19 protein-coding genes and 1 tRNA gene are annotated in these 24,832 nt (G+C 71.9%); 13 read left to right on the top strand and 7 right to left on the bottom strand.

The annotated features are described in order from the left end of the window. Nucleotides 1-165 precede the first annotated feature (165 nt). Nucleotides 166-597, top strand: a complete 432-nt coding sequence (locus tag IEY30_RS08090; protein WP_229674905.1) for a hypothetical protein — start codon at nt 166-168, stop codon at nt 595-597. On the opposite strand, the gene IEY30_RS08085 is transcribed toward IEY30_RS08090, so the two are convergent. From IEY30_RS08085 to IEY30_RS08065, 5 genes are all read right to left on the bottom strand, one after another. After that, nucleotides 590-1,432 (bottom strand): GDSL-type esterase/lipase family protein, encoded by an 843-nt coding sequence (locus IEY30_RS08085; protein WP_030194847.1) that lies wholly within the window; start codon nt 1,430-1,432, stop codon nt 590-592. The two genes, IEY30_RS08090 and IEY30_RS08085, sit on opposite strands and share 8 nt — an antisense overlap. A gap of 4 nt (nt 1,433-1,436) precedes the next feature. After that, nucleotides 1,437-1,613: a DUF6104 family protein gene (locus IEY30_RS08080; protein WP_142184561.1), complete on the bottom strand. Its 177-nt coding sequence runs from the start codon at nt 1,611-1,613 to the stop codon at nt 1,437-1,439. Between the two features lie 183 nt (nt 1,614-1,796). Next, a complete protein-coding gene (locus tag IEY30_RS08075) occupies nt 1,797-5,711 on the bottom strand; it encodes a multifunctional oxoglutarate decarboxylase/oxoglutarate dehydrogenase thiamine pyrophosphate-binding subunit/dihydrolipoyllysine-residue succinyltransferase subunit (RefSeq protein WP_030194849.1) in 3,915 nt (1,304 codons plus the stop codon). Nucleotides 5,712-5,868: 157 nt separating this feature from the next. Then, a complete protein-coding gene (locus tag IEY30_RS08070) occupies nt 5,869-6,672 on the bottom strand; it encodes an ABC transporter permease (protein ID WP_030194851.1) in 804 nt (267 codons plus the stop codon). Further along, nucleotides 6,669-7,742 carry an ABC transporter ATP-binding protein gene (locus IEY30_RS08065; RefSeq protein ID WP_229674904.1) on the bottom strand — a complete coding sequence of 358 codons (1,074 nt, stop codon included), beginning with the start codon at nt 7,740-7,742 and terminating at the stop codon, nt 6,669-6,671. Before IEY30_RS08065 ends, IEY30_RS08070 begins: the two co-directional genes overlap by 4 nt. A 194-nt stretch (nt 7,743-7,936) precedes the next feature. Here IEY30_RS08065 and IEY30_RS08060 point away from each other — a divergent pair, with 194 nt between their 5' ends. Both IEY30_RS08060 and IEY30_RS08055 read left to right on the top strand, forming a co-directional pair. Then, nucleotides 7,937-9,331: a hemolysin family protein gene (locus IEY30_RS08060; protein ID WP_030194862.1), complete on the top strand. Its 1,395-nt coding sequence runs from the start codon at nt 7,937-7,939 to the stop codon at nt 9,329-9,331. Continuing rightward, complete coding sequence (locus tag IEY30_RS08055) at nt 9,328-10,365, top strand: hemolysin family protein (protein ID WP_030194865.1); 1,038 nt, start codon at nt 9,328-9,330, stop codon at nt 10,363-10,365. The genes IEY30_RS08060 and IEY30_RS08055 overlap by 4 nt, the downstream gene beginning before the upstream one ends. Before the next feature lie 131 nt (nt 10,366-10,496). Here IEY30_RS08055 and IEY30_RS08050 read toward each other — a convergent pair whose 3' ends face one another. Next, nucleotides 10,497-11,111: a hypothetical protein gene (locus tag IEY30_RS08050; protein ID WP_030194869.1), complete on the bottom strand. Its 615-nt coding sequence runs from the start codon at nt 11,109-11,111 to the stop codon at nt 10,497-10,499. 213 nt (nt 11,112-11,324) lie between these two features. After that, nucleotides 11,325-11,396: transfer RNA gene (locus tag IEY30_RS08045), tRNA-Arg, on the bottom strand. 148 nt (nt 11,397-11,544) lie between these two features. Between IEY30_RS08045 and IEY30_RS08040 the strand changes: the two genes are divergently transcribed. The 10 genes from IEY30_RS08040 to IEY30_RS07995 all read left to right on the top strand — a co-directional run bounded on the left by IEY30_RS08040 (nt 11,545) and on the right by IEY30_RS07995 (nt 24,789). Continuing rightward, nucleotides 11,545-12,339 (top strand): DALR anticodon-binding domain-containing protein, encoded by a 795-nt coding sequence (locus IEY30_RS08040; protein WP_030194872.1) that lies wholly within the window; start codon nt 11,545-11,547, stop codon nt 12,337-12,339. 2 nt (nt 12,340-12,341) lie between these two features. Next, nucleotides 12,342-13,760 carry a diaminopimelate decarboxylase gene (gene lysA, locus IEY30_RS08035; protein WP_030194875.1) on the top strand — a complete coding sequence of 473 codons (1,419 nt, stop codon included), beginning with the start codon at nt 12,342-12,344 and terminating at the stop codon, nt 13,758-13,760. 94 nt (nt 13,761-13,854) lie between these two features. Then, a complete protein-coding gene (locus IEY30_RS08030) occupies nt 13,855-15,171 on the top strand; it encodes a homoserine dehydrogenase (RefSeq protein ID WP_030194878.1) in 1,317 nt (438 codons plus the stop codon). Beyond that, entirely contained in the window at nt 15,171-16,265 is a 1,095-nt protein-coding gene (gene thrC / locus IEY30_RS08025; RefSeq protein ID WP_030194881.1) for a threonine synthase, read from the top strand. The genes IEY30_RS08030 and thrC overlap by 1 nt, the downstream gene beginning before the upstream one ends. Nucleotides 16,266-16,269: 4 nt before the next feature. Then, nucleotides 16,270-17,247 (top strand): homoserine kinase, encoded by a 978-nt coding sequence (gene thrB, locus IEY30_RS08020; protein WP_052358346.1) that lies wholly within the window; start codon nt 16,270-16,272, stop codon nt 17,245-17,247. Nucleotides 17,248-17,477: 230 nt separating this feature from the next. Continuing rightward, on the top strand, nt 17,478-19,652 hold the full coding sequence (rho, locus tag IEY30_RS08015; protein WP_030194887.1) for a transcription termination factor Rho: 2,175 nt from the start codon (nt 17,478-17,480) through the stop codon (nt 19,650-19,652). A 140-nt stretch (nt 19,653-19,792) separates the two neighbouring features. Continuing rightward, entirely contained in the window at nt 19,793-20,194 is a 402-nt protein-coding gene (locus IEY30_RS08010) for a response regulator transcription factor (protein WP_052358347.1), read from the top strand. 16 nt (nt 20,195-20,210) lie between these two features. Further along, complete coding sequence (locus IEY30_RS08005) at nt 20,211-21,266, top strand: HEAT repeat domain-containing protein (RefSeq protein WP_052358348.1); 1,056 nt, start codon at nt 20,211-20,213, stop codon at nt 21,264-21,266. Beyond that, nucleotides 21,263-22,711, top strand: a complete 1,449-nt coding sequence (locus tag IEY30_RS08000; protein WP_030194896.1) for a glycosyltransferase family 2 protein — start codon at nt 21,263-21,265, stop codon at nt 22,709-22,711. Before IEY30_RS08005 ends, IEY30_RS08000 begins: the two co-directional genes overlap by 4 nt. Next, nucleotides 22,708-24,789: a sensor histidine kinase gene (locus IEY30_RS07995; protein WP_156035132.1), complete on the top strand. Its 2,082-nt coding sequence runs from the start codon at nt 22,708-22,710 to the stop codon at nt 24,787-24,789. The genes IEY30_RS08000 and IEY30_RS07995 overlap by 4 nt, the downstream gene beginning before the upstream one ends. Nucleotides 24,790-24,832 lie beyond the last annotated feature (43 nt).

Genomic DNA, 24,832 nt, shown 5'->3' with positions numbered 1-24,832 from the left:
CAGCAACCATGTCCGTGTTCAACGCCTAGGGGGCCGATCACACCAAGGATTGAGTCTATCGGCAGTCGGCTCCCAGTTCCATACCTCTGGGCCACGAGCCGGGCCCGAAGGCCCTCCGGGACGGTGCCCGGCCGGCCGGCGCGACGGGATCGATAGGCTGGCGGCGTGACCGAATCACCGTCCCCGACGCGCGAGGTGCGCGGATCCCACCGTGCCGCAGGGCTGCTCACGCTCCTCGAGGCCGTCGCGGTCCTCGGCTTCGCCGGCTTCTACGTCTACGAGATGGTGACGGGCGCCACAGAGGATCTGACGCGGGCGGCGACCTCCGGGGCGCTCATCCTCGTGTTCGGCCTGGGTCTGCTGGCCCTGGCCCGGGGCTGGTCGCGTGCCGCGGACTGGCCGCGCACCCCCACGGTGCTCTGGAACGCGCTCCTGCTGCCCGTCGCGTGGTCGCTGCACGAGTCCGGACGCACCCCTGTCGCGCTCGCCGTGGGCGTCGTGGCGGTCGCGAGCATCGCGGCCGCGGTGTCGGCGCCCGGGCGCCGCGAGCCCGACGCGAGCGACGGGGCGAGCGACGGCCGGGGCGACGTCAGCTGAGCGAGAGCCAGTCGTTCCAGCCGTTGTGCAGCACGAGCCACGCGATGAGGCCGTAGCCCGCCTGACCCGGGTGCGCCCGGTCGGGGCTCGCGGCGAGGTCGGCCATCCACTGGTCGTGGGTGGCGAGCGGCCGGAAGCAGTCGACGTAGGTGATGCCGCGCCGCGAGCAGACGTCGGCCTGCGCCTCGGCGAGGGCCTCGATCTTGCGGTTCATCTCGTCGTCGAGAGTGGGGGCCAGGCCCACGACGAAGACCCCGATGCCGGCGTTGGTCGCCTCGTCGAGGATGTTGGCGAGGTTGAGCCGCGAGCGGGCCATCGTCATGCCGGACAGGACGTCTCCGGTGCCTACCGACAGCACGAGGCGCCGCTCCGAGCGGCCCTTCCAGCGCGGGTGGCACTCGGCGCCCCAGCGGGCCACGACGTCGGCGGAGGTGTTGCCGCGCACGCCGAGGTTGTAGGCCGTGAGGTCGAGGTCGGGGTGCTGCGTGCGTGCGACCACGCGGCCCACCCAGCCCAGGCCCTTCGGGTCGCCGTAGCCGGCCGTCATGGAGGCGCCGACGAAGACCATGCCGACGTCCCGCAGGCCCTCGGCGACGGTGAACTCGGCGCTGGGCGCGTAGTACGGGTCCTCCGACGGGGCCGTCGCGGCCGGCGGGGCCGGTGAGGCAGCGGGGGCGGCACCGTCGGTGGCGGCGGCCTCGGGAGCGGACGCAGCGGCATACCGGCTCGGGGCGTCGGTGGTGAAGCGGGTGTGGGACGAGGGGTAGGCCGGGCCCACGCCGTAGGGCTCCCTCGGGGCGTCGTGGTGCTCGGCTCGGTCGCTGCGGTCGCTCACGTGCTCAGTCCTCGTCGTCGTCGAGTCGGGCGAGCCACGTCGCGAGTCGCTCGACCGGCACCTCGAACTCGGGGTTGAGGTCGACGAATGTGCGCAGCTGCTCGGCGAGCCACTCGAAGGTGACCTCCTCCTCGCCGCGCCGGGCCGCCAGCTCCTCGATGCCCCTGTCGGTGAAGTACACGAAGGGAGGTTATCGCGTGCCGGGGTGGGCCTTGCGGAGGCGGGCCGAGGAGGGCGGCCCGATCTCGGTCTCCGGGCCTCTCCGTAGCCCGGCAAAGGGCCCGATGGCGTATGCCGTGTCGCCCGGAGATGCAGCGAGGGACCCCGCCGTCGTGGCGGGGTCCCTCGCTGGATGTCAGGTGGATCAGCGGCCGAAGGCGCGGTCCATCAGCTCGGCCTGCTCGACCGCGTGCTTCTTGGACGATCCGGTCGCCGGGGACGCAGCGGCCTTGCGGGACACGACGCGCCACGGGCGGGTCTCGCCGAGCTCGCAGAGGTCCTCGTGCAGCCATTGGGCCATGAGCGGCCACGCACCCTGGTTGCGCGGCTCGTCCTGGACCCACACCAGCTCGGCACCGGGGTACCTCGCTGCGGCGTCGACGATCTCCTGCTCGGGGATCGGGTAGAGCTGCTCGACGCGGATGATCGCGGTCGAGGTGTCGCCGCGCTTCTCGCGCTCGGCGTCGAGCTCGTGGACGATCTTGCCGCTCGCGAAGAGCACGCGGGTGACGTCCTGGGTGACGCCCTCGTGGTCGGCCAGGACGGGCTGGAAGCCGCCCGAGGTGAAGGCCTCGACGGAGCTCGCCGCCGCCTTGCTGCGCAGCATCGACTTCGGGGTGAAGACGACGAGCGGCGTGCGCGGACGGGCGTAGGCCTGACGGCGCAGCAGGTGGAAGTAGCTCGCCGCGGTCGAGGGGTAGGCGACGGTCACGTTGTTCTCGGCGCACAGCTGCAGGTAGCGCTCGATGCGCGCCGAGCTGTGGTCCGGCCCCTGGCCCTCGTAGCCGTGCGGCAGCAGCAGGACGACCGAGCTGCGCTGGCCCCACTTCTGCTCCGAGCTGCTGATGAACTCGTCGACGATGGTCTGGGCGCCGTTGCCGAAGTCGCCGAACTGGGCCTCCCAGAGCACGAGGGCGTCGGGACGCTCGACGGAGTAGCCGTACTCGAAGCCCATGGCGGCGTACTCGGACAGCAGCGAGTCGTAGACCCAGAAGCGGGCCTGGCCCTCACCGAGGTAGAGCAGCGGCGTCCACTCCTCCGCGTTGTTCTTGTCGATGAGCACCGCGTGGCGCTGGACGAACGTGCCGCGCCGGCTGTCCTGCCCGGCGAGCCGGATCGGCGTGCCCTCCTTGAGCAGAGTGCCGAAGGCGAGCAGCTCGGCCATCGGCCAGTCGATGCCGCCCTCGTGGACCATCTGGGCGCGCTTGTCCATGAGCTGCTTGAGCTTCGGGTGGATCGTGAAGCCCTCGGGCGGGCTCGCGAACGTCTCGCCGATGTGGACGATCTCGCTCGCCGGGACGCCCGTCTCGGTGGCCGAGCGCACCGGTGCGACGTCGTCCTGCACCTGCGCCGTCGGCCGCTCGAGACCGGCGTTGTCGGGAGCGTCGGAGTCGCGGTCGCCGGTCGGGGCCGAGGCGCCGGCCGCTTGGGCCTTCTTGGCCTCGCGCGTCTCGACGAAGACCCGCTCCAGCTGCTGCTGGTAGTCGCGCAGCGCGGCCTCGGCGTCCTCGACGCTGATGTCACCGCGACCGATGAGCGACTCGGTGTAGAGCTTGCGGACCGAGCGCTTGGCCTCGATGAGGTTGTACATGAGCGGCTGCGTCATCGACGGGTCGTCGCCCTCGTTGTGACCGCGGCGGCGGTAGCACACCATGTCGATGACGACGTCCTTGTTGAACTCCTGGCGAAACTCGTAGGCCAGCTCGGCCACGCGGACGCAGGCCTCGGGGTCGTCGCCGTTGACGTGGAAGATCGGCGCCTGGATCATCCGCGCGACGTCGGTGGAGTACACCGAGGAGCGCGAGCTGCTCGGCGAGGTCGTGAAGCCGACCTGGTTGTTGATGACGACGTGGATCGTGCCGCCGGTGCGGTAGCCCCGCAGCTGCGAGAGGTTGAGCGTCTCGGCCACGACGCCCTGGCCGGCGAAGGCCGCGTCGCCGTGCATGAGCACCGGCAGCACGGTGAACGACTCGCCCGCGAGGTTGAGGCGGTCCTGCTTGGCGCGGACGATGCCCTCGAGCACGGGGTTGACGGCCTCGAGGTGGCTGGGGTTGGCGGCGAGGTAGACCTTGGTCTTGCTGCCGTCCTCGGAGACGAACTCGCCCTCGGTGCCGAGGTGGTACTTCACGTCGCCGGAGCCCTGGACCGACTTTGGGTCCTGGGTGCCCTCGAACTCGCGGAAGATCTGGCCGTAGGACTTGCCGGCGATGTTGGCCAGCACGTTGAGCCGGCCGCGGTGCGGCATGCCGATGCAGACCTCGTCGAGCTTCTCGCTCGCGGCGCGGCACAGGATGCGGTCGAGCAGCGCGATGACCGACTCGCCACCCTCGAGGGAGAAGCGCTTCTGGCCGACGAACTTCGTCTGGAGGAAGGTCTCGAAGGCCTCGGCGGCGTTGAGCCGGCGCATGATGCGCATCTGCTCGTCGCGGTTGGCCTTCTCGTAGGGACGCTCGACCTTGTTCTGGATCCACTTGCGCTGCTCGGGGTCCTGGATGTGCATGTACTCGATGCCGACGGTGCGGCAGTACGAGTCACGCAGGATGCCGAGGATCTTGCGCAGCTTGAGGAAGGGGTAGCCGCCGAACCCGCCGGTGGCGAAGGTGCGGTCGAGGTCCCACAGCGTCAAGCCGTGCGTCGTGACGTCGAGGTCGTGGTGGCGGCGCTGCTTGTACTCCAGCGGGTCGGTGTCGGCCATGAGGTGGCCGCGCACGCGGTAGGCGTGGATGAGCTCCTGGACGCGGGCGACCTTGTTGATGTCGTCGTCGTGCGAGGAGTCGATGTCCTGGATCCAGCGGACCGGCTCGTAGGGGATGCGCAGCGACTCGAAGATCTCGTCGTAGAAGCGGTTGTCGCCGAGGAGCAGCTGGTGGATGATCCGCAGGTAGTCGCCGCTCTGGGCGCCCTGGATGATCCGGTGGTCGTAGGTCGAGGTGAGCGTGAGGATCTTGCTCACGGCGTTCTTGTTGAGCGTCTCGTTGCTCGCGCCCTGCCACTCGGCGGGGTAGTCGAGGGCGCCGACGCCGATGATGGCGCCCTGGCCCTTCATGAGGCGCGGGACCGAGTGCACGGTGCCGATGCCGCCGGGGTTGGTCAGCGAGATCGTCGTGCCCTGGAAGTCCTCGACCGTCAGCTTGTTGGCGCGGGCCTTGCGGACGATGTCCTCGTACGCGGTCCAGAAGTGGACGAAGTCCATCTCCTCGGCCGACTTGATCGAGGGGACCACGAGGGTGCGGGTGCCGTCGTCCTTCTGCAGGTCGATGGCGAGGCCGAAGTTGACGTGGGCGGGCCGCACGAGGGCCGGCTTGCCGCCGACCTCGGTGAAGCCGTTGTTCATCTCCGGCATGAGGGCCAGGGCCTTGACCATGGCGTAGCCGATGAGGTGGGTGAAGCTGACCTTGCCGCCGCGCGAGCGGGCGAGGTGGTTGTTGATGACGACGCGGTTGTCGATGAGCAGCTTGGCCGGGACGGCACGCACGCTCGTCGCGGTCGGGACGGTGAGCGAGACCTCCATGTTGGCCACGACGCGCGAGGGAGCTCCGCGCAGCGGGGTCACGACGTCCTCGTTGACCGGGCCGGTGCCCTTGACGGCGGGCATGTCGCGCGGCTTCGGGGCCTCGGCCGTGGGCTCGGGCTTGGGCTCGGCCTTCGGCTCGCTCTTCGGCTCGCTCTTCGGCTCGCTCTTCGGCTCGGCCTTGGCCTCGGGCGCCTTGGCGGCCGCTGCCTTCGCGGCGGGGGCGGCGGCCTGCGGGGCCGGGGCTGCTGGAGCGGGAGCACTTGCCGGCGCGGGCCGCGTCGTGGCGGACCCGTTGCTGGCTCCGTTCGCCGACCCGTTGGCCGGCGCTGTCGCCGGCGGAGCCGTGTCCTGCCTGGTCGCGGTCGTCGTGCGGGCCGGGGCGGCGCTCGCGTCGCCCTCGCCCGGTCGGTAGTCCTCGAAGAACCCCCACCAGGCCTTGTCCACCGACGTCCGGTCGGTCAGGAACTGCTGGTAGAGCTCGTCGACGAGCCATTCGTTCGGCCCGAACGCTGCAATCGGGTCACCGGACGTGGACTGATCGGACACGACGAATGCGCCTCTTTCATTTGGCTTGGGTGCGTCTTTGCCTATACAGGGGTCAAGCCTAGACCCGATGCCCCGGATACCCGGTCCGGGCACGGTGGTCGAGACGGACCGTCGGCGAGGCGTTGGTCACGTCGGGACGGCTCGCTGCCCCGGTCGGTCAGCTGATGTCGGCGCGGAGCGTGCGCCACGTGCCGAGACCGGCCATCACGGCGGCGTACCCGATGAGCACGAGCGCGCCGGCCCACCAGGAGAGCTGGGTGATGGGGCGGCCGTCGAAACCCCCGCTCGTGGACTCGAGCATCGCGCTCGTGGCGCGGCTCGGCAGGTAGGGGGAGATGCTCTTGCCCCAGTCGGTCAGGGCGAGGACGAGGCCGAGGAGCGGCTCCACGATCCAGGCGACGGCCACGGAGATGAGCAGGGCCGCGACCTGGTTGGGGATGAGGATGCCGGTCCCGAGCCCGATGAGCGCCCACAGGCCCAGGACGAGCAGGGACAGCGCGAGCGTGCGCCAGATCGAGGTGTCGGCGAACGGCGCGACGCCCTTGGAGGTCAGCACGAGCGTGCCCGCGCCGACGGCGCCGGCGAGGGAGAGCAGGCCGTAGAGGGCTCCCACGGCGAGCAGCGAGACGACCTTGGCCGCCATGACGCGGCCGCGCCGGGGGATCGCGAGGAAGGTCGCGGTGATGGTCTGGTGGCGGTACTCCGAGCCGATCGTCAGCACCCCGATCGACAGGGTGAGCAGGTAGCCGACCTGCAGGCCGCCGGTGAAGACGGCCTTGGCGAGGGCCGCGTCGGTGCGCGGCGCCGCAGCGGCCTGCGGGCCCCGGACCGCGTCGCTCGTGAAGACGAAGGCGAACAGCACGGCGAACGCGGCGCCGCTCAGCAGCACGGCGATCGCCATGCCCCACCAGAGGCGGGTCGTGAAGAGCTTGCGGAGCTCGGCCCGCACCGCAGCGGTCATCGGAGGTCTCCGTCGTGGTCGGGTGCGCCCGAGGGCTGGGCGGACTGGGCGCGCTGGGCGGCCTGCGCGGGCTCGGCGAGCAGGGCGGGGTCGATGGGTGGCCCGCTCGGCGGTGGGAGGTCGACGGGGGCACCGCCCGGCGGCCGGGCGAGGTTGCGGTTGCGGTGCTCCTCGCTCTCGGTGAGGTTGAAGAACAGCTCCTCGAGGTGGGTCTGCTCGCTGCGCAGCTCGTGGATCGCGACGTCGCTGGCGTGGGCCACGTCGCCGACGACCGCGAGGTCCTCGGTCGTGACCCGCAGCCCCCGCCCGCTCGGGGCGACGGCGAGACCACGGTCGCGCAGCGCCTGGCTGAGGCGGTCGGGGTCGGACGTGCGGACGTATGCCGTGGGCTCGCCGCGCAGCTCGGCGACGGTGCCCTGGGCGACCCGTTGGCCGTTGGCGATGATGACGACGTCGTCGACGGTCTGCTCGACCTCGGAGAGCATGTGGCTGGAGATGAGGAGCGTGCGGCCCTCGTCGGCGAGCTGGCGCAGGAAGCCGCGCAGCCAGCGGATGCCCTCGGGGTCGAGGCCGTTGGCGGGCTCGTCGAGGATGATGACGCGGGGGTCGCCGAGCAGGGCGGCGGCGAGGCCGAGCCGCTGGCGCATGCCCATCGAGTAGCCACCGGCGCGCTTGCGGGCGGCGGCGGGGATGCCGACGAGCTCGAGCAGCTCGTCGACGCGCGTGTCCGGCACGCCGGCCACGGCGGCCTGCACCCGGAGGTGGTTGCGACCGGTGCGACCGGGGTGGAAGTTCGTCGCCTCGAGCGCTGACCCGACGACGGTGAGCGGGTTGCCGATGTCGGCGTAGCGGTGGCCGTCGATCGTCGCGGTGCCGTCGGTGGCGCGAACGAGGCCGAGGAGCATGCGCAGGGTCGTCGTCTTGCCGCTGCCGTTGGGCCCGAGGAAGCCGGTGACCCGGCCCGGTTCGACGTCGAAGTCGAGGTGGTCGACGGCCGTGAACGAGCCGAAGCGCTTCGTCAGCCCCCGCACCTCGATGTGCCCGGTGAACTCCGGTCGTCCGTGCACCACCCGTGCTCCCTCCGTCGCCCTGCGCGCGAGTCGCGGGCCCGCCGTGATGCGCCCAACTCAACCACACGGCATACGCCCTCCACGCGGAGGTGGGCCGAGCGGTCCGCGCGTCCCTGCGCACCCTCTCCTCCATATAGTGGGCGCACCATGACCAAGCCTTGCGACCCGGTCCCGGCCCGACGGGCGGTCCCCGAGTGACCGAGTGGCTCCTCGTCCTCGGCGCCGTCCTGCTCACCGCGGGCACCGCGCTCTTCGTCGCCGCCGAGTTCTCCCTCGTGGCCATCGACCGGCCGACGGTCCAGCGCGCCATCGACGAGGGGGACTCGCGGGCGCGCGTCGTGCTGCAGTCGCTCAAGCAGCTCTCGACGCAGCTGTCCGCGGCCCAGGTCGGGATCACGATCACGACCCTCGTCGTCGGCTACCTCGCCCAACCGTCCATCGGTGTCCTCGTGGCGGGGCCGCTCACCTCCCTCGGGCTGGGGGCCGGCGCCGTCGAGGCAGTCTCGAGCGCGCTCGCCCTGCTGATCGCGACGGTCTTCTCGATGGTCTTCGGCGAGCTGCTCCCGCAGTTCCTCGGCATCTCTGCACCGCTCGCGACGGCCAAGGTCGTGGCGCTCCCGGTCCGCGTCTTCGCCGTGGTCGCCAAGCCGCTCATCGTCGTGCTCAACGGCTCGGCCAACGCCTTCCTGCGGGCGCTCGGCATCGAGCCGCAGGAGGAGCTGTCGGGCGCGCGCACGCCCCAGGAGCTCGCGAGCCTCGTCCAGCGCTCGGCCGAGGCCGGCACGCTCGACGTGACGACGGCGCGCATGCTGACCCGCTCGCTCGGCTTCGGCGAGCGCACCGCCGACGACGTCATGACCCCGCGCGTGCGCTGCACCGGCATCCACCGCGACGAGTCCGCCGACGACGTGCTGCGCCTGTCGCGACGCACCGGGCACTCGCGCTTCCCCGTCCTCGGCGAGGACTGGGACGACATCGACGGCGTCGTCCACGTCAAGAAGGCGATGGCGGTCCCGCACGATCGGCGCAAGGACGTGCCGGTCTCGGCGCTCATGTCCGACCGCCTCGTCGTGCCCGAGACGATCCGGCTCGACCCGCTGCTGCGCGAGCTGCGCGAGGGCGGCTTCCAGATGGCCGTCGTCGTCGACGAGTACGGCGGCACGTCGGGCATCGTCACGCTCGAGGACGTCGTGGAGGAGATCGTCGGCGAGGTGTCCGACGAGCACGACCGCAGCCGCCAGGGTGGTCGCGAGCTCATCGACGGCTCGTGGACGGTGCCCGGGCTGTGGCGCCCCGACGAGGTGCGCGACGCCTTCGACGCCGACGTCCCCGACGGCTCGACCTACGAGACGATGGGCGGCTTCGTCATGACGAGCCTCGGGCGGGTGCCGGTCGTCGGCGACGTCGTGCGCCTGCCGGGCTGGCGCATCAACGTCGTCGGCATGGAGGGCCGCCGGGTCGACCGGCTGCGCTTCGTGCCCGACCCGGAGTCGCTCCCGCAGGACGCGGACCACGCAGCGGACGAGCCGGCAGGCGACGGGCACGACGGACGTATGCCGTCAGCCGGTCGATCGGGGGACGCGTCGTGAGCGGTCCCTGGGTCTACGTCGTCTCGGTCTTCCTCCTGCTCGGCAACGCCTTCTTCGTCGGCGCCGAGTTCGCGGCGATGGCGGTGCGCCGCTCGACGCTCGAGCCGCTCGCCGACGCCGGGAGCAAGCGCGCGCAGTCGTGCCTGCTCGCCCTCGAGCGGCTCGGGTCGATGCTCGCGACCGCGCAGCTCGGCATCACCGTGTGCTCGGTCGGGCTGGGTGCGCTCGCCGAGGCGGCCCTGCACCACCTGCTCGAGCCGGTCTTCCACGCCTGGGGGCTGTCCGACGCGTGGGCGAGCGGGGTGGCGCTGGCGCTCGCGCTGCTCATCGTCTCCTACCTGCACGTCGTCGTCGGCGAGATGATCCCCAAGAACCTCGCCATCGCCGGTCCAGACCGGGCTGCTCTCGTGCTCGTGCCGCCGCTCTTCTTCATCGCGAGCGCCCTGCGGCCGATCATCCATGCGATGGAAACCGTCGCGAAGGCGCTCGTCCGGCTCTTCAAGGTCGAGCCCAAGGACGAGATCACCTCGGCGTTCACGGTCGAGGAGGTGGCCCACATCGTCGGCGAGTCCCGGCGCGAGGGCCTCATCGAGGAGGAGCGCCACGGCCTCGTCGCCAAGACGCTCGAGTTCTCCGACAAGCGGGCCCGCGAGGTAGCCGTCGACGTGAGCTCGCTGACGACCGTCGAGCTCGGCGCGACGCCGGCCGACATCGAGCGTCTCGTCGCCAAACAGGGCTTCTCGCGCTACCCGGTGCGCGACGCCGCCGGTGAGATCGCCGGCTACCTGCACCTCAAGGACATCCTCTACGCCGACGACGAACGGCACGAGCAGCCCATCCCGCCCAAGCGGGTCCGCCGTCTCGCCACGGTGCGCGAGGACGACGACATCGAGGACGTGCTGGCCACCATGCAGCTGACCGGCGCCCACCTCGCGCGCGTCATCGACGCCGACGCGGCCGTGACCGGCGTCGTCTTCCTCGAGGACGTCCTCGAGGAGCTCGTCGGCGAGGTCACCGACACCACCCAGCGCTGAGGCGGGATGCCTGGGGGAGCGTTGACGGACCTTCGTCCGAGCAGGGCCTCGGGCCGAGCACGCGGAGCGGCGAGACAGCCGCGAAGGTCCGTCATCCGTCCCGTTGTCTGGGATATGCCGTGTGGTCGGGGTCAGCCGTCGCGTTGGACCCAGCCGAGGTACGCCGCGCCGCGGGGTGACAGCTCGTAGCCGACGTCGTGGCTGATCGTCAGGCCGAGCGTCTTGAGCTTGCGGATGTCGACCTTCATCGGCAGCAGCTCCACTCCGCGCACAGCGGCGAGCTCCTTGGACACGACCCGCGGGTTGTCGCGGATCCACTCGAGGATCTCGCGCGTCCACGGCCCCGTCGGGCGGGCGTCCAGACGCGCGAGCCGGGCCGCGATGTCACGCAGTGCCTCGTCGTCGGGAAGGCTGTCGCGCAAGGCGATCCGTGGGTCCTCGCCGGCCCAGCTGAGCGTGATGCGATAGACGGTGTCGCCGCCGCGGCCACCGCGCGGCGACGGCTTGCGCTCCCGCGGTGCCAGGAACCTCTGGAGCGTCGCCAGGTCCTTGACGCCTGCCTTTCTCGCGTCGCGCTCGGTGAGGCGTTCGGGGTCACGCACCCTGCTGACGGCGTCGAAGCGCACGAGGCCGGCGGGAGTCAGCTGGAGGCCGCCGACCTTGACCCGCGGCGCGTCCCATCGGCGGAAGGCCTGGGTGACGGTGCCGGCCCGGATGGCCTCGGCGACAGGCTTCGAGATGAGCACGCCGTCCACTGTGGCAGAAGGCTTGGCCACCGGGGAGGTGCTGGGTGGGAAACCGCTCTTCATGCCCGAGGTGGCGGTCCCGATGCCCCAGGCAGGACTCCGGTTCCTTCCTCGTTCCTCGGAAGGAACCTCCCCGAACCCCTCGCGGGCACAGACGAACGAAGGCCGACCTGAAGGGCGCTTCGCGCCATCAGGTCGGCCTTCGTTCGTCTGTGCCCCCGGCAGGATTCGAACCTGCGCTCCCGCCTCCGGAGGGCGGTGCTCTATCCCCTGAGCTACGGGGGCGGCTCGCACTTTCGTGCGCCCGGTGAGATTAGCAGCACCGGGCGGCGAACGCTGAATGCGCCCCCGCCCTCGTGGAGCCCGTCCGGCACCAGGCGCCGGGAGAGCTCCACGAACCAGGCTGGGCGGCCCACCCTCGTAGACTCGCCGCATGACGCCGGAGCAGCTGCGCGCCCTCCTCGAGGAGGTCGCCGCGCAGGCGGCCCGCACCGGCGACCTGCCCGACGAGGCGGAGGGTGGCCCTCCGGCCGGCCCGGTCTTCCGGCCTGCCGACACCCGAGCCGCCGGCGTCGTCGCCGACTGGGTGACACCCGTCTCGCAGCGCTGGGCGCCGGTCCTCGACCTCGCCCCCCGTGACCTGGCCCGCGTCCTCGCCCTGGGGCTGACGCGCCAGAAGCCCGTCGCGGCCGTCGAGGTCGCACCGAGCGGGCTCATCGCCCTGACCTTGGAGGACTCGGCGCGCTCCGCGATCGTCCCGCGCGTCATCGACGAGCAGGACCACTACGCCCTCGTCCCCGACCGACCGCGCGACGATGTCGTCGAGGCCCCCGGCAGTCGGGGCCCTGACGACTTCCTGCGCCCCGCCCAGCTCGCGCATGCCCGCCTGTGCCGGATCATCCGCAATGCCGAGGCCGCTGGGGTGGAGCGACGGCCGTCGGCCCGGCTCGGCGAGCTGACCCACGTCGCCGAGCGGCACCTGCTGGTGGCGCTCGCCGACCTGCCGCAGCGACTCGACCGGCACGTCGGCGACGAGGACCAGCAGCGGCGCGCCGTGACCGACCTCGCGGCACTGGCCGACGCGTGGGACCACCCCGTCCGGCCCATGACGGTGGGGGTCCACCCGGCCTCGATCCACGGCGCCCGGCTGCTGCTCGCCGACGCCGCGCGGATCGTCTTGCGCAATGGACTGAGCCGCCTCGGCGCGGCGGCCCCGGAGAGGATGTAGGCATGCGCGCACACGAAGCTGGAGCGCTGCACGCGGAGGGCTATCGCGGCCCCGCGTGGCTCCAGACCCCGGCCGACGTCAACGCCCTCGTCCCGTCCCTCTGGGCGACGTCCGTGGGCCGGGGGAGCGACGGCGTCCTCACGGTCGGTGGGGTGAGCGTGACCGAGCTGGCGCGCGAGTTCGGCACACCGGCATACATCATCGACGAGGACGACTTCCGTTCGCGCGCAAGGGATTTCAAGCAGACGTACGCCGAGGTGTTCGACAGCGTGTCGGGCGGCGCGGACGTCTTCTACGCCGGCAAGGCCTTCCTCTGCACCGAAGTGGCCCGGTGGGTGCACGACGAGGGACTGCACCTCGACGTGTGCACCGGCGGTGAGCTCGCGGTGGCGAAGCGGGCCGGCGTGCCCGGCGAGCGCATCGGTCTGCACGGCAACAACAAGAGCGTCGCCGAGATCCGTGACGCGCTCGACTACGGCGTGAGCCGGATCGTCATCGACTCCTTCGACGAGATCGAGCGCGTCGCCGCGGTGGCGACCGAGCTCGGCGTCGTCGCACCGGTCCTCGTCCGCGTCACCGTCGGCGTCGAGGCCCACACCCACGAGTTCATCGCCACGGCCCACGAGGACCAGAAGTTCGGCCTCTCCCTGGCTGGTGGGCATGCCTTCGAAGCAGCGCGGCGGATCCTCGGCAAGCCCGAGTCGCTGCGCCTGCTCGGCCTGCACAGCCACATCGGCTCGCAGATCTTCGACACGGCAGGCTTCGAGGTGTCGGCCCGGCGCATCGTCGGCCTGCACACGCAGATCGCGCGCGAGCTCGGCGCCGAGCTGCCCGAGCTCGACCTCGGCGGCGGGTTCGGCATCGCCTACACGACCGAGCACGACCCGCTGCCGCCGAAGAGTCTCGCGTCCGGCATGGCCGAGATCATCGAGCGCGAGTGCGGCGCCGACGGGATCGCCGTGCCCCGCATCTCCATCGAGCCGGGCCGCGCCATCGCCGGGCCCTCGACCTTCACCCTCTACGAGGTCGGCACCGTCAAGCCCGTCGACCTCGACGGCGGCGCCCAGCGCGTCTACGTCTCGGTCGACGGCGGCATGAGCGACAACGTGCGCACCGCCCTCTACGACGCGAACTACTCGTGCACGCTGGCGAGCCGTGCCTCCGACGCCCCGCCGGTCCTCGGGCGCGTCGTGGGGCGGCACTGCGAGAGCGGCGACATCGTCGTCAAGGACGAGTTCCTCCCCGGCGACATCGGTGCCGGAGACCTCCTCGCCGTCCCCGGCACGGGCGCCTACTGCCGGTCGCTGTCGAGCCAGTACAACCACACGCCACGGCCGCCGGTCGTCGCGGTGCGCGACGGGGTCGCCCGCGTCATCGTGCGGCGCGAGACCATCGACGACCTGCTCGCCCTCGACGTCTGATGGCGGGCGATGTCGGTGCAGATCCTTCGCCGCGCATGTCCGGATCGCGAAACAATGACCGTCCAGCAGGCGGACAGGCGGCAGGATTGCCGCCGTGGACAGCGCCGTGAGTGACCCCAAGCCGTTGCGCGTCGCCCTGCTCGGGGCCGGCGTGGTGGGCGGAGCCGTGGCACGCCTGCTCACGGAGCACGCGGACGACATGGCCGCGCGCGTCGGCGCACCCCTCGAGATCGTCGGCATCGCGGTCCGCCGCGGCGGACGCGACCGCGCCGCGCTGGGCGTCGACCCTGCTCTGTTCACCACCGACGCCGAGGAGCTCGTGACCCGCGCCGACGTCGTCGTCGAGGTCATCGGGGGCATCGAGCCGGCCCGGTCCCTCATCCTTCGGGCCATGGAGCACGGGGCGTCCGTCGTCACGGCCAACAAGGCCCTGCTCGCGGAGGACGGTCCGGCCCTCTACGACGCGGCCGCCGCCTACGGCGTCGACCTCTACTACGAGGCCGCCGTCGCCGGGGCCATCCCGCTGCTGCGGCCGCTGCGCGAGTCGCTCGCCGGCGACGAGGTGCGCAAGGTCCTCGGCATCGTCAACGGCACGACCAACTACGTCCTCGACAAGATGGACACCACCGGGGCGGGCTTCGACGACGCCGTCGAGCAGGCCCAGGCACTGGGCTACGCCGAGGCCGACCCGACCGCCGACGTCGAGGGGTTCGATGCCGCCGCCAAGGCCGCCATCCTCGCCTCTCTCGCCTTCCACACGCGCGTCTCGGGTGCCGACGTCTACCGCGAGGGGATCACGGAGGTGACGGCCACCGACGTCGCGGCCGCCCGTGAGATGGACGCGGTCGTCAAGCTCCTGGCGATCTGCGAGCGCAGCGACAAGGGCGTGAGCGTCCGCGTGCACCCGGCGATGATCCCGCGCTCGCACCCGCTGGCGGGAGTGCGCGAGGCCTTCAACGCCGTCTTCGTCGAGGCCGACGCCGCGGGCGAGCTGATGTTCTACGGCAAGGGCGCCGGCGGCGACCCGACGGCCTCGGCGGTCCTGGGCGACCTCGTCGCCGTCGCCCGTCACCGCGTCGGTGGCGGTCTCGGGCCGGGGGAGTCGAGCTACGCCGACCTGCCCGTGCTGACGATGGGCGACGCCCAGACGAGGTACCACATCAGCCTCGACGTCGAGGACCGCTCCGGCGTGCTCGCCCAGGTCGCGGCGGCCTTCGCCGACCACGACGTGTCGATCGAGACGGTGCGTCAGCAGCTCGTCCCTGCCGGCAACGGCGAGAGCGCCCGCGCCAACCTCATCATCGTCACGCACTCCGCGAGCGATGCCGCCCTGTCGTCCACGGTCGAGCGCCTGCGCACGCTCGACGTCGTCCGTGGAGTCAACTCCGTGATGCGCGTGGAAGGTTCGTGATGGCCCACCAGTGGCGCGGAGTGATCCGCGAGTACGCCGACCGCCTCCCGATGCTCGAGGGCGCGCCCGTCGTCACCCTCCACGAGGGCGGCACGCCGCTCATCCACGCCGAGAAGCTCTCCGCCCTCGTCGGCGCCGAGGTGCACCTCAAGTTCGAGGGGCTCAACCCGACGGGCTCCTTCAAGGACCGCGGCATGACGACGGCCATCAGCGTGGCCGCGCGCAAGGGTGCCAAGGCCGTCATCTGCGCGAGCACGGGCAACACGAGCGCGTCGGCCGCGGCCTATGCCACCAAGGGCGGAATGACGTGCGGTGTCCTCGTCCCCGACGGCAAGATCGCCATGGGCAAGCTGAGCCAGGCGATCGCGCACGGTGCGACGCTGCTGCAGGTCGACGGCAACTTCGACGACTGCCTCACGCTCGCCCGCAAGCTCGCCGAGGCTTACCCGGTCGAGCTCGTCAACTCGGTCAACCCGGCCCGCATCGAGGGTCAGAAGACCGCGAGCTTCGAGGTCGTCGACGCGCTCGGCGACGCCCCCGACATCCACTGCCTGCCGGTCGGCAACGCCGGCAACATCACGGCGTACTGGCGCGGCTACCGCGAGTACCTCGCCGAGCCGGTGACCGACGCCCCGGCCGGCCCGGCGACGCACCTGCCGCAGATGTGGGGCTTCCAGGCGGCCGGCGCGGCGCCGATCGTCCTCGGGCACCCCGTCGACCACCCCGAGACGATCGCGACGGCCATCCGCATCGGCAACCCCGCGTCCTGGGAGCAGGCCATCGCGGCCCGCGACGAGTCGGGGGGGCGCATCGACGCCGTCACCGACGAGCAGATCCTCGAGGCGCACCGCTATCTCGCGGCCAAGGAGGGCGTCTTCGTCGAGCCCGGCTCGGCGGCCTCCGTCGCGGGACTCCTCGCGAGCCACGCGGCCGGTCTCGTGCCCTCCGGGGCGCGCATCGTCTGCACCGTCACCGGCCACGGCCTCAAGGACCCCCAGTGGGCGCTGCGCACGGCCGACGGGGGAGAGGTCGTGCCGACCCGCGTGTCGGTCGATGCGTTCTCCGCGGCGCAGGCGCTCGGTCTCGAGGGCTGAGCGCGTGAGCCGGGTGCCTGCGGGCCGCTCCGTCGAGGTGCGGGTGCCCGCGAGCAGCGCCAACCTCGGCCCCGGTTTCGACTCGATCGGCCTGGCCCTGGGCCTCTGGGACCACTACGTCGTGACGACGTCGGACACTCCCGGGCTGCTCATCGAGGTCACCGGAGAGGGCGCCGTCGACGTGCCCACCGACGAGCGGCACCTCGTGCACGCGACGATGCAGCACACGTGGCGGATCCTGGGTGTCGAGCCGCCGCCGGGCCTGCGCCTCGTGGCTGCCAACGGCGTCCCGCACGGCCGTGGTCTCGGGTCCTCGGCGACCGCCATCGTCGCGGGTGTCGTTGCCGCACAAGCCCTTTCGCTGGGTGTGGCCGAGGGGTCGTATGCCGTCTGGCCGGCCGCCGGGGAGGCCGTGCCCGTCGACCTGGGGCTGGCGACCGATGTGTCGAGCCGGCTCGAGGGTCATCCCGACAACGCCTCCGCCAGCGTGCTGGGGGGCCTCACCGTCAGCTGGATGCCCGACGGCTCGGGTCTCGACCGCGGTGACCGCACGGTCACGGCACACATCGACCTGCACCCGGACGTCGACGTCGTCGTCTTCGTCCCAGAGACGCAGCTCGCGACCCGGACGGCCCGCGCCGTGCTGCCCGAGACGGTGCCGCTCGCGGCGGCCGCGGCCGGCGCCGGACGTGCGGCGCTCCTCGTCCACGCCCTGACCGCGGACCCCTCGCACCTGCACGCGGCCACCCGCGACTGGCTCCACCAGGAGGCCCGCCGACCGTCCTACCCCGCCACGATGGAGCTCGTGGACCTGCTCCGCTCGCAGGGGCGAGCGGCGGTCGTCTCGGGGGCGGGACCGAGCGTGCTCGTGCTCACGACCCGCGAGGCGGCGGCCGCGGTGCAGGCCGGCCACCTCGCATCGCACTGGGAGCGGCTCAGCCCGTCGGTCCCGCTGCACGGCGCGACCGTGCACGCCCGCTGAACCACGACACCTGCGGTCGTCACAGCCCGGTCGGAGGTCGCTGGGTGGTATCCTGACGCCGCACCACACGCCGCGACATCGCAGGCCGGTGCATCACCCCCACACTGAGGCGAATTCTTGTGCCTCTGGGCGCGTTCTGCGCCGAAGTGGATCTCAGACGGCCAGGTCACCTGGTCCAAGTCCGGCCCGCTGGAATCTCCCGGGCCGCAAACGAGGGGGAAGGATCCTTCGTGTCAGAAACAACCACCCGTCCGCTCTCCGGCCTGTCGGCCATGAAGCTGGACGAGCTCAAGGGCATTGCGTCGTCGATGGGCATCACCGGGACGACGAAGATGCGCAAGAGCGACCTCGTCGAGGCGATCAAGGCTCGACAGTCCGGCGGTTCGTCGGCCCCGGCGACCCCGGCGGCCTCGAGCGCTTCGACCCCTGCGTCCGGTGCGGCCGACGCCGCCGCCCCTGCGCAGGCCGCCCCGGCTCGCGCCTCGCGCAGGGTCAGCCGTCCCGCCGGTTCGGCGACGACGACCGGGGCCCAGACCGAGGCCCAGACCGAGGCCCAGACCGAGGCGCCCGCCGAGGCTCAGGCCACCACGAGCGCCGAGAGCGCCGAGAGCGCCCCGGCCGCCGAGCGTGCCGACGAGACGGCGCAGGGGCGGGCTCCCCGTTCCGAGCGCGCGACGCGCGGTTCGCGTGCGGCCCGCGCCGACGAGCAGGACACCTCGCGCCAGCGCGTCGAGGGCGGCGACGAGTCGACGGGTGGCGCGGGTGACTCGGGCGACGCGGGCGACCGCTCGGGCCGGCAGCGCGATCGTGCCCAGCAGGGCGGTCGCCAGCAGGGTGATCGTCAGCAGGGTGAGCGTCAGCCGGGCAACCGCGGCGACCGCCAGCAGAACGACCGTCAGGCCGACCGCGCCAACGACCGTCAGGCCGACCGCGCCAACGACCGCAGCCAGCAGCCCGAGCGCCACGCGGACCGCGACCAGCAGGGCGGCCGCGGCGACCGCCAGCAGAACGACCGCCAGCAGCCGCGACAGCAGGACCGCCAGCAGGATCGCCAGCAGGATCGCCAGCAGGATCGCCAGCAGGGTGACGGCAACGACCAGAACCGCGGCCAGCAGTCGGGCTACGACGACGACGGCGGCAGCCGTCGCAGCCGCAACCGCCAGCGCAGCCGGGACCGCAAGCGCGGCCGTGGCCGCGAGGGCGGTCAGGACTGGAACGACCAGGACCTCCAGGTCGGTGACGACGACGTGCTCGTGCCCGTCGGCGGCATCCTCGACGTGCTCGACAACTACGCGTTCGTCCGCACGTCCGGCTACCTCGCGGGCCCGAACGACGTCTACGTTCCGCTCGGCATCGTCAAGAAGAACGGCCTGCGCAAGGGCGACGCCGTGACCGGTGCCGTCAAGGCGCTGCGCGACGGCGAGCAGCCCTCGGGCAGCGTGGGGCGCCAGAAGTTCAACGCGCTCGTCCGGCTCGACACGGTCAACGGGCAGACGCCCGAGGAGGCTGCCAAGCGCGTCGAGTTCGGCAAGCTGACGCCGCTCTACCCGCAGCAGCGCCTGCGGCTCGAGACCGAGCCCAACGTGCTGACGACGCGGATCATCGACCTCGTCGCCCCGATCGGCAAGGGCCAGCGCGGCCTCATCGTCGCCCCGGCCAAGGCCGGCAAGACGATGATCATGCAGACCCTCGCCAACGCGATCACGACGAACAACCCCGAGTGCCACCTCATGGTCGTCCTCGTCGACGAGCGCCCCGAGGAGGTCACCGACATGCAGCGCGCCGTCAAGGGCGAGGTCATCTCCTCGACCTTCGACCGGCCGGCCGAGGACCACACGACGGTCGCCGAGCTCGCCATCGAGCGGGCCAAGCGTCTCGTCGAGCTGGGTCACGACGTCGTCGTGCTGCTCGACTCGATCACCAAGCTCGGTCGCGCCTACAACCTCGCTGCCCCGGCGAGCGGGCGCATCCTCTCGGGCGGTGTCGACTCGGCCGCGCTCTACCCGCCGAAGAAGTTCTTCGGCGCGGCGCGCAACATCGAGAACGGTGGCTCGCTCACCATCCTCGCGACCGCCCTCGTCGAGACCGGCTCGAAGATGGACGAGGTGATCTTCGAGGAGTTCAAGGGCACCGGCAACATGGAGCTGCGCCTCAGCCGCGACCTGGCCAACCGTCGCATCTTCCCCGCGGTCGACATCAACAGCTCCGGCACGCGCCGCGAGGAGATCCTGCTCGCGAGCGAGGAGCTGAAGATCATGTGGAAGCTGCGTCGGGTCCTCGGCGGCCTCGACGCGCAGCAGGCCATCGAGCTGCTCATCGACCGGCTCAAGAAGACGCGGACCAACTACGAGTTCCTCACGCAGGTGCAGGCGACGAGCAGCTCACGGCTCGACGACGAGTCCTGACCGACTCGCTCCTGAGCGGGACCCACTCGTCCGGTAGGGGACGGCGCCAGCTGGCGTCGTCCCCTTTCGGCGTTTCACGGGGCATTGGTGTGAATTGTCCATAAAATGGGGAGACCACCCGATCCTCACCATGGAGTGACATGTCTGCGCCTGCCGGCGACCCCGATGCCAGCCCCGTCCGAGTCCTCGTGGCCGACGACGACGCAGACATCCGAGACCTCGTCGAGTTCAAGCTGACCCAGGCCGGATATGCCGTCGAGGCCGTTCCCGACGGCGTCAGTGCCTGGGAGGCCTTCGAGGCCAACCCGCCCCAGCTCGCGGTGCTCGACGTCATGATGCCGGGGCTCTCCGGCATCGACGTGCTGCGCAAGATCCGCGAGAGCGGGCACCCCTCGGTCCCGGTGCTCCTGCTCAGTGCCAAGTCGCGCGACTCCGACGTCGACACCGGCTTCGCCGTCGGCGCCGACGACTACGTCATCAAGCCGTTCAGCCCGCGGGAGCTGCTGCACCGCGTCAACGGCATGCTCGCCAGGGCGCGATGAGAGCCAGGGTCTCGTGATGGTCGGGGCGGCGCTCCTCGTCGGCGCCACCGTGGTCATCCTGGGCGCCTGCCTGCTCCTCGTCATCCTCGTCGTCGCCGTCCGGGCGAGGCGGCACAGCCGCAACCAGCGCGACGAGATGCTGCTGTCCCCGCTGCGCCCGCCCCTCATCACGGTGGCGTCGGGGGAGGACGACGACGGTGCCGCGACGGAGGAGCTGACCTGGGCGACCGGTGTGTCGCGGACCGTGCTCGACCGCAACATCGTCGAGATGCTGACCAAGATCCGCGGCGTTCCCGCCGACCAGCTGGTCCGGGTGCTCGAGGTGCACGGTGCCGTCGACGCCGCAGTGGCCGACCTGACGAGCCGCTCCACGGTCCGCCGGGCGCGGGCCGCCCAGCTGTTGGGCCTCGCCAAGGCCGAGCACACCGTCCCGCTGCTCGTCACCGCCCTCGGGGACGAGGCGATGGAGGTCCGCAACAGCGCCGCGTACGCCCTCGGCCTCATCGGCGATCCCGTGGCCGCAGGACCGGTGCTCGCAGCCATCGGCGCGCCCGAGCGCGGGCTGCCGGCCGCCACCGCGGCCGAGGCCCTCCAGTCGATGGGAGTCGGCATCTCGGAGGTGCTGCGCGATGGCATGGGGGACCCCAACGCCCGAACGCGGATGGTGGCCGCGCACCTCAGCGGAGAGCGCAGCTTCACCCGAGGCCTGCCGGAGCTGCGTCGCCTGCTCGACGACGACCCGGACGTCACGGTCCGCGAGACGAGTGCGACGGCCATCGGCCGGCTCGGCCGCGGCGAGGACGTCGCCATCCTCGTGCGCCACACCGTCGACTCGGAGCCGCTCGCGCTCCGGCGTGCCTGCGTCATCGCGCTGGGCGAGCTCGGCGACCCGGCTGCGGTCCCGGCCCTGGCCACGCTGCTGGCCGACGCCGACCCGCGCCTGGCCGAGCTGGCCGCCTCGGCGCTGCTGACGATGGGGCCCGACGGCAGCAGTGCGCTCCTCGGCCACGAGGACGACGCTGCGGTGCGCTCGGCGCGACTCATGGCGAGCCTGCAGCGGGCGAGCGCATGAGCTGGGACGGCCTGATCGAGGGGCTGCGCTCCTTCGTCGTGTGGGTCATGGACGTCTCGAGCGTGCCGATCATCATCTACTTCCTGCTCATCAACACCTCACTGCTCGTGCTCATCGGTCTGGCCTACCTGGAGTTCCGGGCCCAGCAGCGACGTCGCGCCACGGCCCTGACGTGGCAGGGCGCCGGCCTCGCGCCCGGCGTGTCGCTGCTCGTGCCGGCCTACAACGAGGAGGCCGGCATCGTCACCGCCGTCAAGTCCTTCCTCACCCTGCGCTACCCCCGGCACGAGGTCGTCGTCGTCGACGACGGCAGCAGCGACCAGACCTTCGCCCGCCTCGAGGAGGCCTTCGACCTCGTTCAGGTGCCGCGCGAGCTCCCGCACGAGGTGCCCGTCCGGGCCCGGGTCCTCGGGATCTGGGTGCCTCGCGACGGGCGCACCCGCCTCGTCGTGGTGCGCAAGGAGAACTCCGGTCGCTCCGAGGCGATCAACGTCGCCATCAACGCCGCCAGCGAGCCGCTCGTCGCGATGATCGACGGCGACTCCATCCTCGAGCCCGACGGACTGCTCCACGTGACGCGGCCCTTCGCCGACGACCCGACCCGCATGGTCGCGACCGGTGGCGCCATCCGTCCCGTCAACGGCAGCCGCGTCGTCTCGGGCCGCATCGTGCGCGTCGAGATGCCCCAGACGTGGATCCCGCGGATCCAGCTCGTCGAGTACCTCCGCGCCTTCCTGCTCGGCCGCACCGGCTGGTCGCGCGTCGGTGGGCTCATCCTCATCAGCGGCGCGTTCGGGCTCTTCCGGCGTGACGTCGTGGTCGAGGTCGGCGGTCTCGACCCCGACAGCATCGGCGAGGACTTCGAGCTCGTCATGCGCATCCACAAGCGCATGCGCGACGAGGGGCGCGACTACAAGGTCGAGTTCGTGCCCGAGCCGGTGTCCTGGACCGAGGTCCCCGTGACCGCCACGGTCCTGCGCAACCAGCGCCGGCGCTGGCACCGCGGCCTGTGGGAGACGTTGTGGGCCTACCGCAGCATGCTCTTCCGGCCGAAGTACGGCCGCATCGGCTTCCTGGCGCTGCCGTACTACTGGCTCTTCGAGCTCATCGCGCCGCTCCTCGAGTTCTTCGGCATCCTCATCGTGCCGCTCGCCCTGCTCCTCGGCGTCGTCAACGTGCCCTTCGCGATCCTCTTCCTCGTGCTCGCCTACGGGTATGCCGTGCTCGTGACCCTCTCGGCGATGGTCGTCGACGAGTGGGCCTTCCACAAGCACGACCGGTGGCGCGCCATCTGGCAGACCATCGCCGCCTCGGTCCTCGAGAACATCGGCTACCGCCAGGCCACCGTGTGGTGGCGCCTCGAGGGGTGGTGGTCGAGCCTGCGCGGGAAGAAGCACGTCTGGGGAGTCATGACCCGCACCGGCTTCGACGAGGACCCCGCGTGACGAGTGGTCTCCCCGTGGTGTCCCGGCGTCCGGTCGGCAGCCAGATCCGCGTCCTCATCACCATCCTTGTCGTCCTCGTGCCCCTCGGCGCGATCATCTCGGTCGCCACGATCCACTCCCAGGGCGCGGCGGTCCGGGCCCTCACCCTGGCCCTGGGGCCGGCCCGCGAGGCCAACAGCGCGGTGCTGCTCGACATGACCCGGGCCGAGGCGGCCTGGCGCCAGCAGGCCGGTGGCCTCGCGACGCCGGTCGACCCGCTGAGCCTGCGCCCGGCCGTCGCGGCCGAGCTCGCCCGGGTCGCGACGGCGACGGCGAGCGACGAGCTGACGCAGACTGACCGGGCGCGTTTCGCCGGGCAGGTGCGTCAGGAGCGCGAGGCCGTCGAGGCCTGGTTCACCGCGGCTGGCACCTCGCTGCAGGGGCTGGCACCCGGCCGCAGCGCGACCCCGGCCGACCGCGCCACGGCAGAGACGGCATACGCCCGCTTCCGTTCGGCCAACGAGACGCTCGGCGCGAGCATCCAGGCGCGGCGCGACGCAGCGCGCATCGACTCGCGCGAGGCCACCGCCATCACGTCCGCCGTCATCATCGCCGTGGCCGCGGCCGTGGTGCTCGTCCTCGTCGCGGCGGGCTTCGGCATGCACCGTGCCGTCGGTCGCCCCCTCGCCCGGCTGCGCGAGGTGGTGCGCCGGCAGGCCGAGGAGGACGTCATCGCCATGGCGAACCAGGAGGAGGGCGCTCTCGAGGTGCGCATGCTCGCCCGCGACTTCAACGACCTCACCCGGGCCAACGCCCGCCTCGTCGACCAGCAGGCCGCCGTGCTCGAGATGCAGGAGCTCGTCCTCGACGTGGGCCGCACGGTCCGTTCCGCCGTCGACGTGCACGAGGCCCTCCAACGCGTCACGACCAAGCTCGGTGCCGGTCTCGGCGCCGACCGGCTGCTGCTCTACACCCTGGGCGACGACGGGCAGACCATCGAGGACCGGCTCCAGTGGCACACCGACGACCTGCCGGACCTGCCGCCGCTGCCGCGCTCGCTCGCCCAGCAGGTCGGCGCCGTCAACGACGAGCTGCGCCGCGACGTCGGCTTCTTCGACCTCGGCGACCTGCTCGCCCACCAGGCCTACGACGACGAGCGGGCGCGTGCCTTCCACCGGGCCACGGGCGCGCGCTCGCTGCTCATGCTCCCGGTCGGCACGGGTGGGCGCGGCCTCGGCATCCTGTCGGTGATGATGGTCGGCGCGCCGCGGCGCTGGCACCGCCACGAGATCCAGGCGGCGCAGCAGTGCGCGGCCATCGCGGCCCAGTCGATCGTGGCCCTCCGGCTCTCGCAGATGCAGGACGAGCAGGTGCGACGGCTCACCGAGCTCGACCGGCAGAAGACCGACTTCATGGCGACGGTCAGCCACGAGCTGCGCACGCCGCTGACGTCGATCAGCGGCTACCTCGAGCTGCTCGTCGACGGCGACTTCGGGGAGGTGTCCGACGGCCAGCACGTCGCCCTCGACATCATCGGTCGCAACGCGACCCGGCTGCGCGGGCTCATCGAGGACCTCCTCGTCCTCAACAAGATCGAGATCAGCGGCCTGCAGGCGGTCTCCGAGGAGGTCGCCGTCCGCGACCTGCTGCGCACCGTCACCGAGACGATGGAGCCCGTCGCCGCCAACGGCGGGGTCGAGCTCGTCTGCACCGACGTGCCCGACGACCTCGTCGTCCGGGTCGACCGCGGCCAGGTGGAGCGGGCCCTGATCAACCTCGGGTCCAACGCCGTGAAGTTCACCCGGAAGGGCGGGCAGGTGCTGCTGTCGGCGGAGCGGTCGGGTGACTCGACGATCATCTCGGTGCACGACACCGGCATCGGCATCCCGGCCGCCGACCTGGCACGCCTGTCCGAACGCTTCTTCCGGGCCGGCAACGCGACGGCCGCGGCGATCCCGGGCACGGGGCTGGGTCTCGCCATCGTGCGCGCCATCGTCGAGGGCCACGGCGGGGAGCTCGTCATCGCCTCGGTCGAGGGGGAGGGGACGACGATGCAGGTCGTGCTGCCGGTCGCCCAGCCCGCCGTCGTGCCCGCCTGACGCGGGGAATGCGCCGGGGCCGTCGCGCGTTTGGGAGGAGGTG

This window comes from Terrabacter tumescens (genome assembly GCF_014646815.1).
Taxonomy (GTDB): domain Bacteria; phylum Actinomycetota; class Actinomycetes; order Actinomycetales; family Dermatophilaceae; genus Terrabacter; species Terrabacter tumescens.
This window is presented reverse-complemented; position numbering and strand designations above follow the sequence as displayed.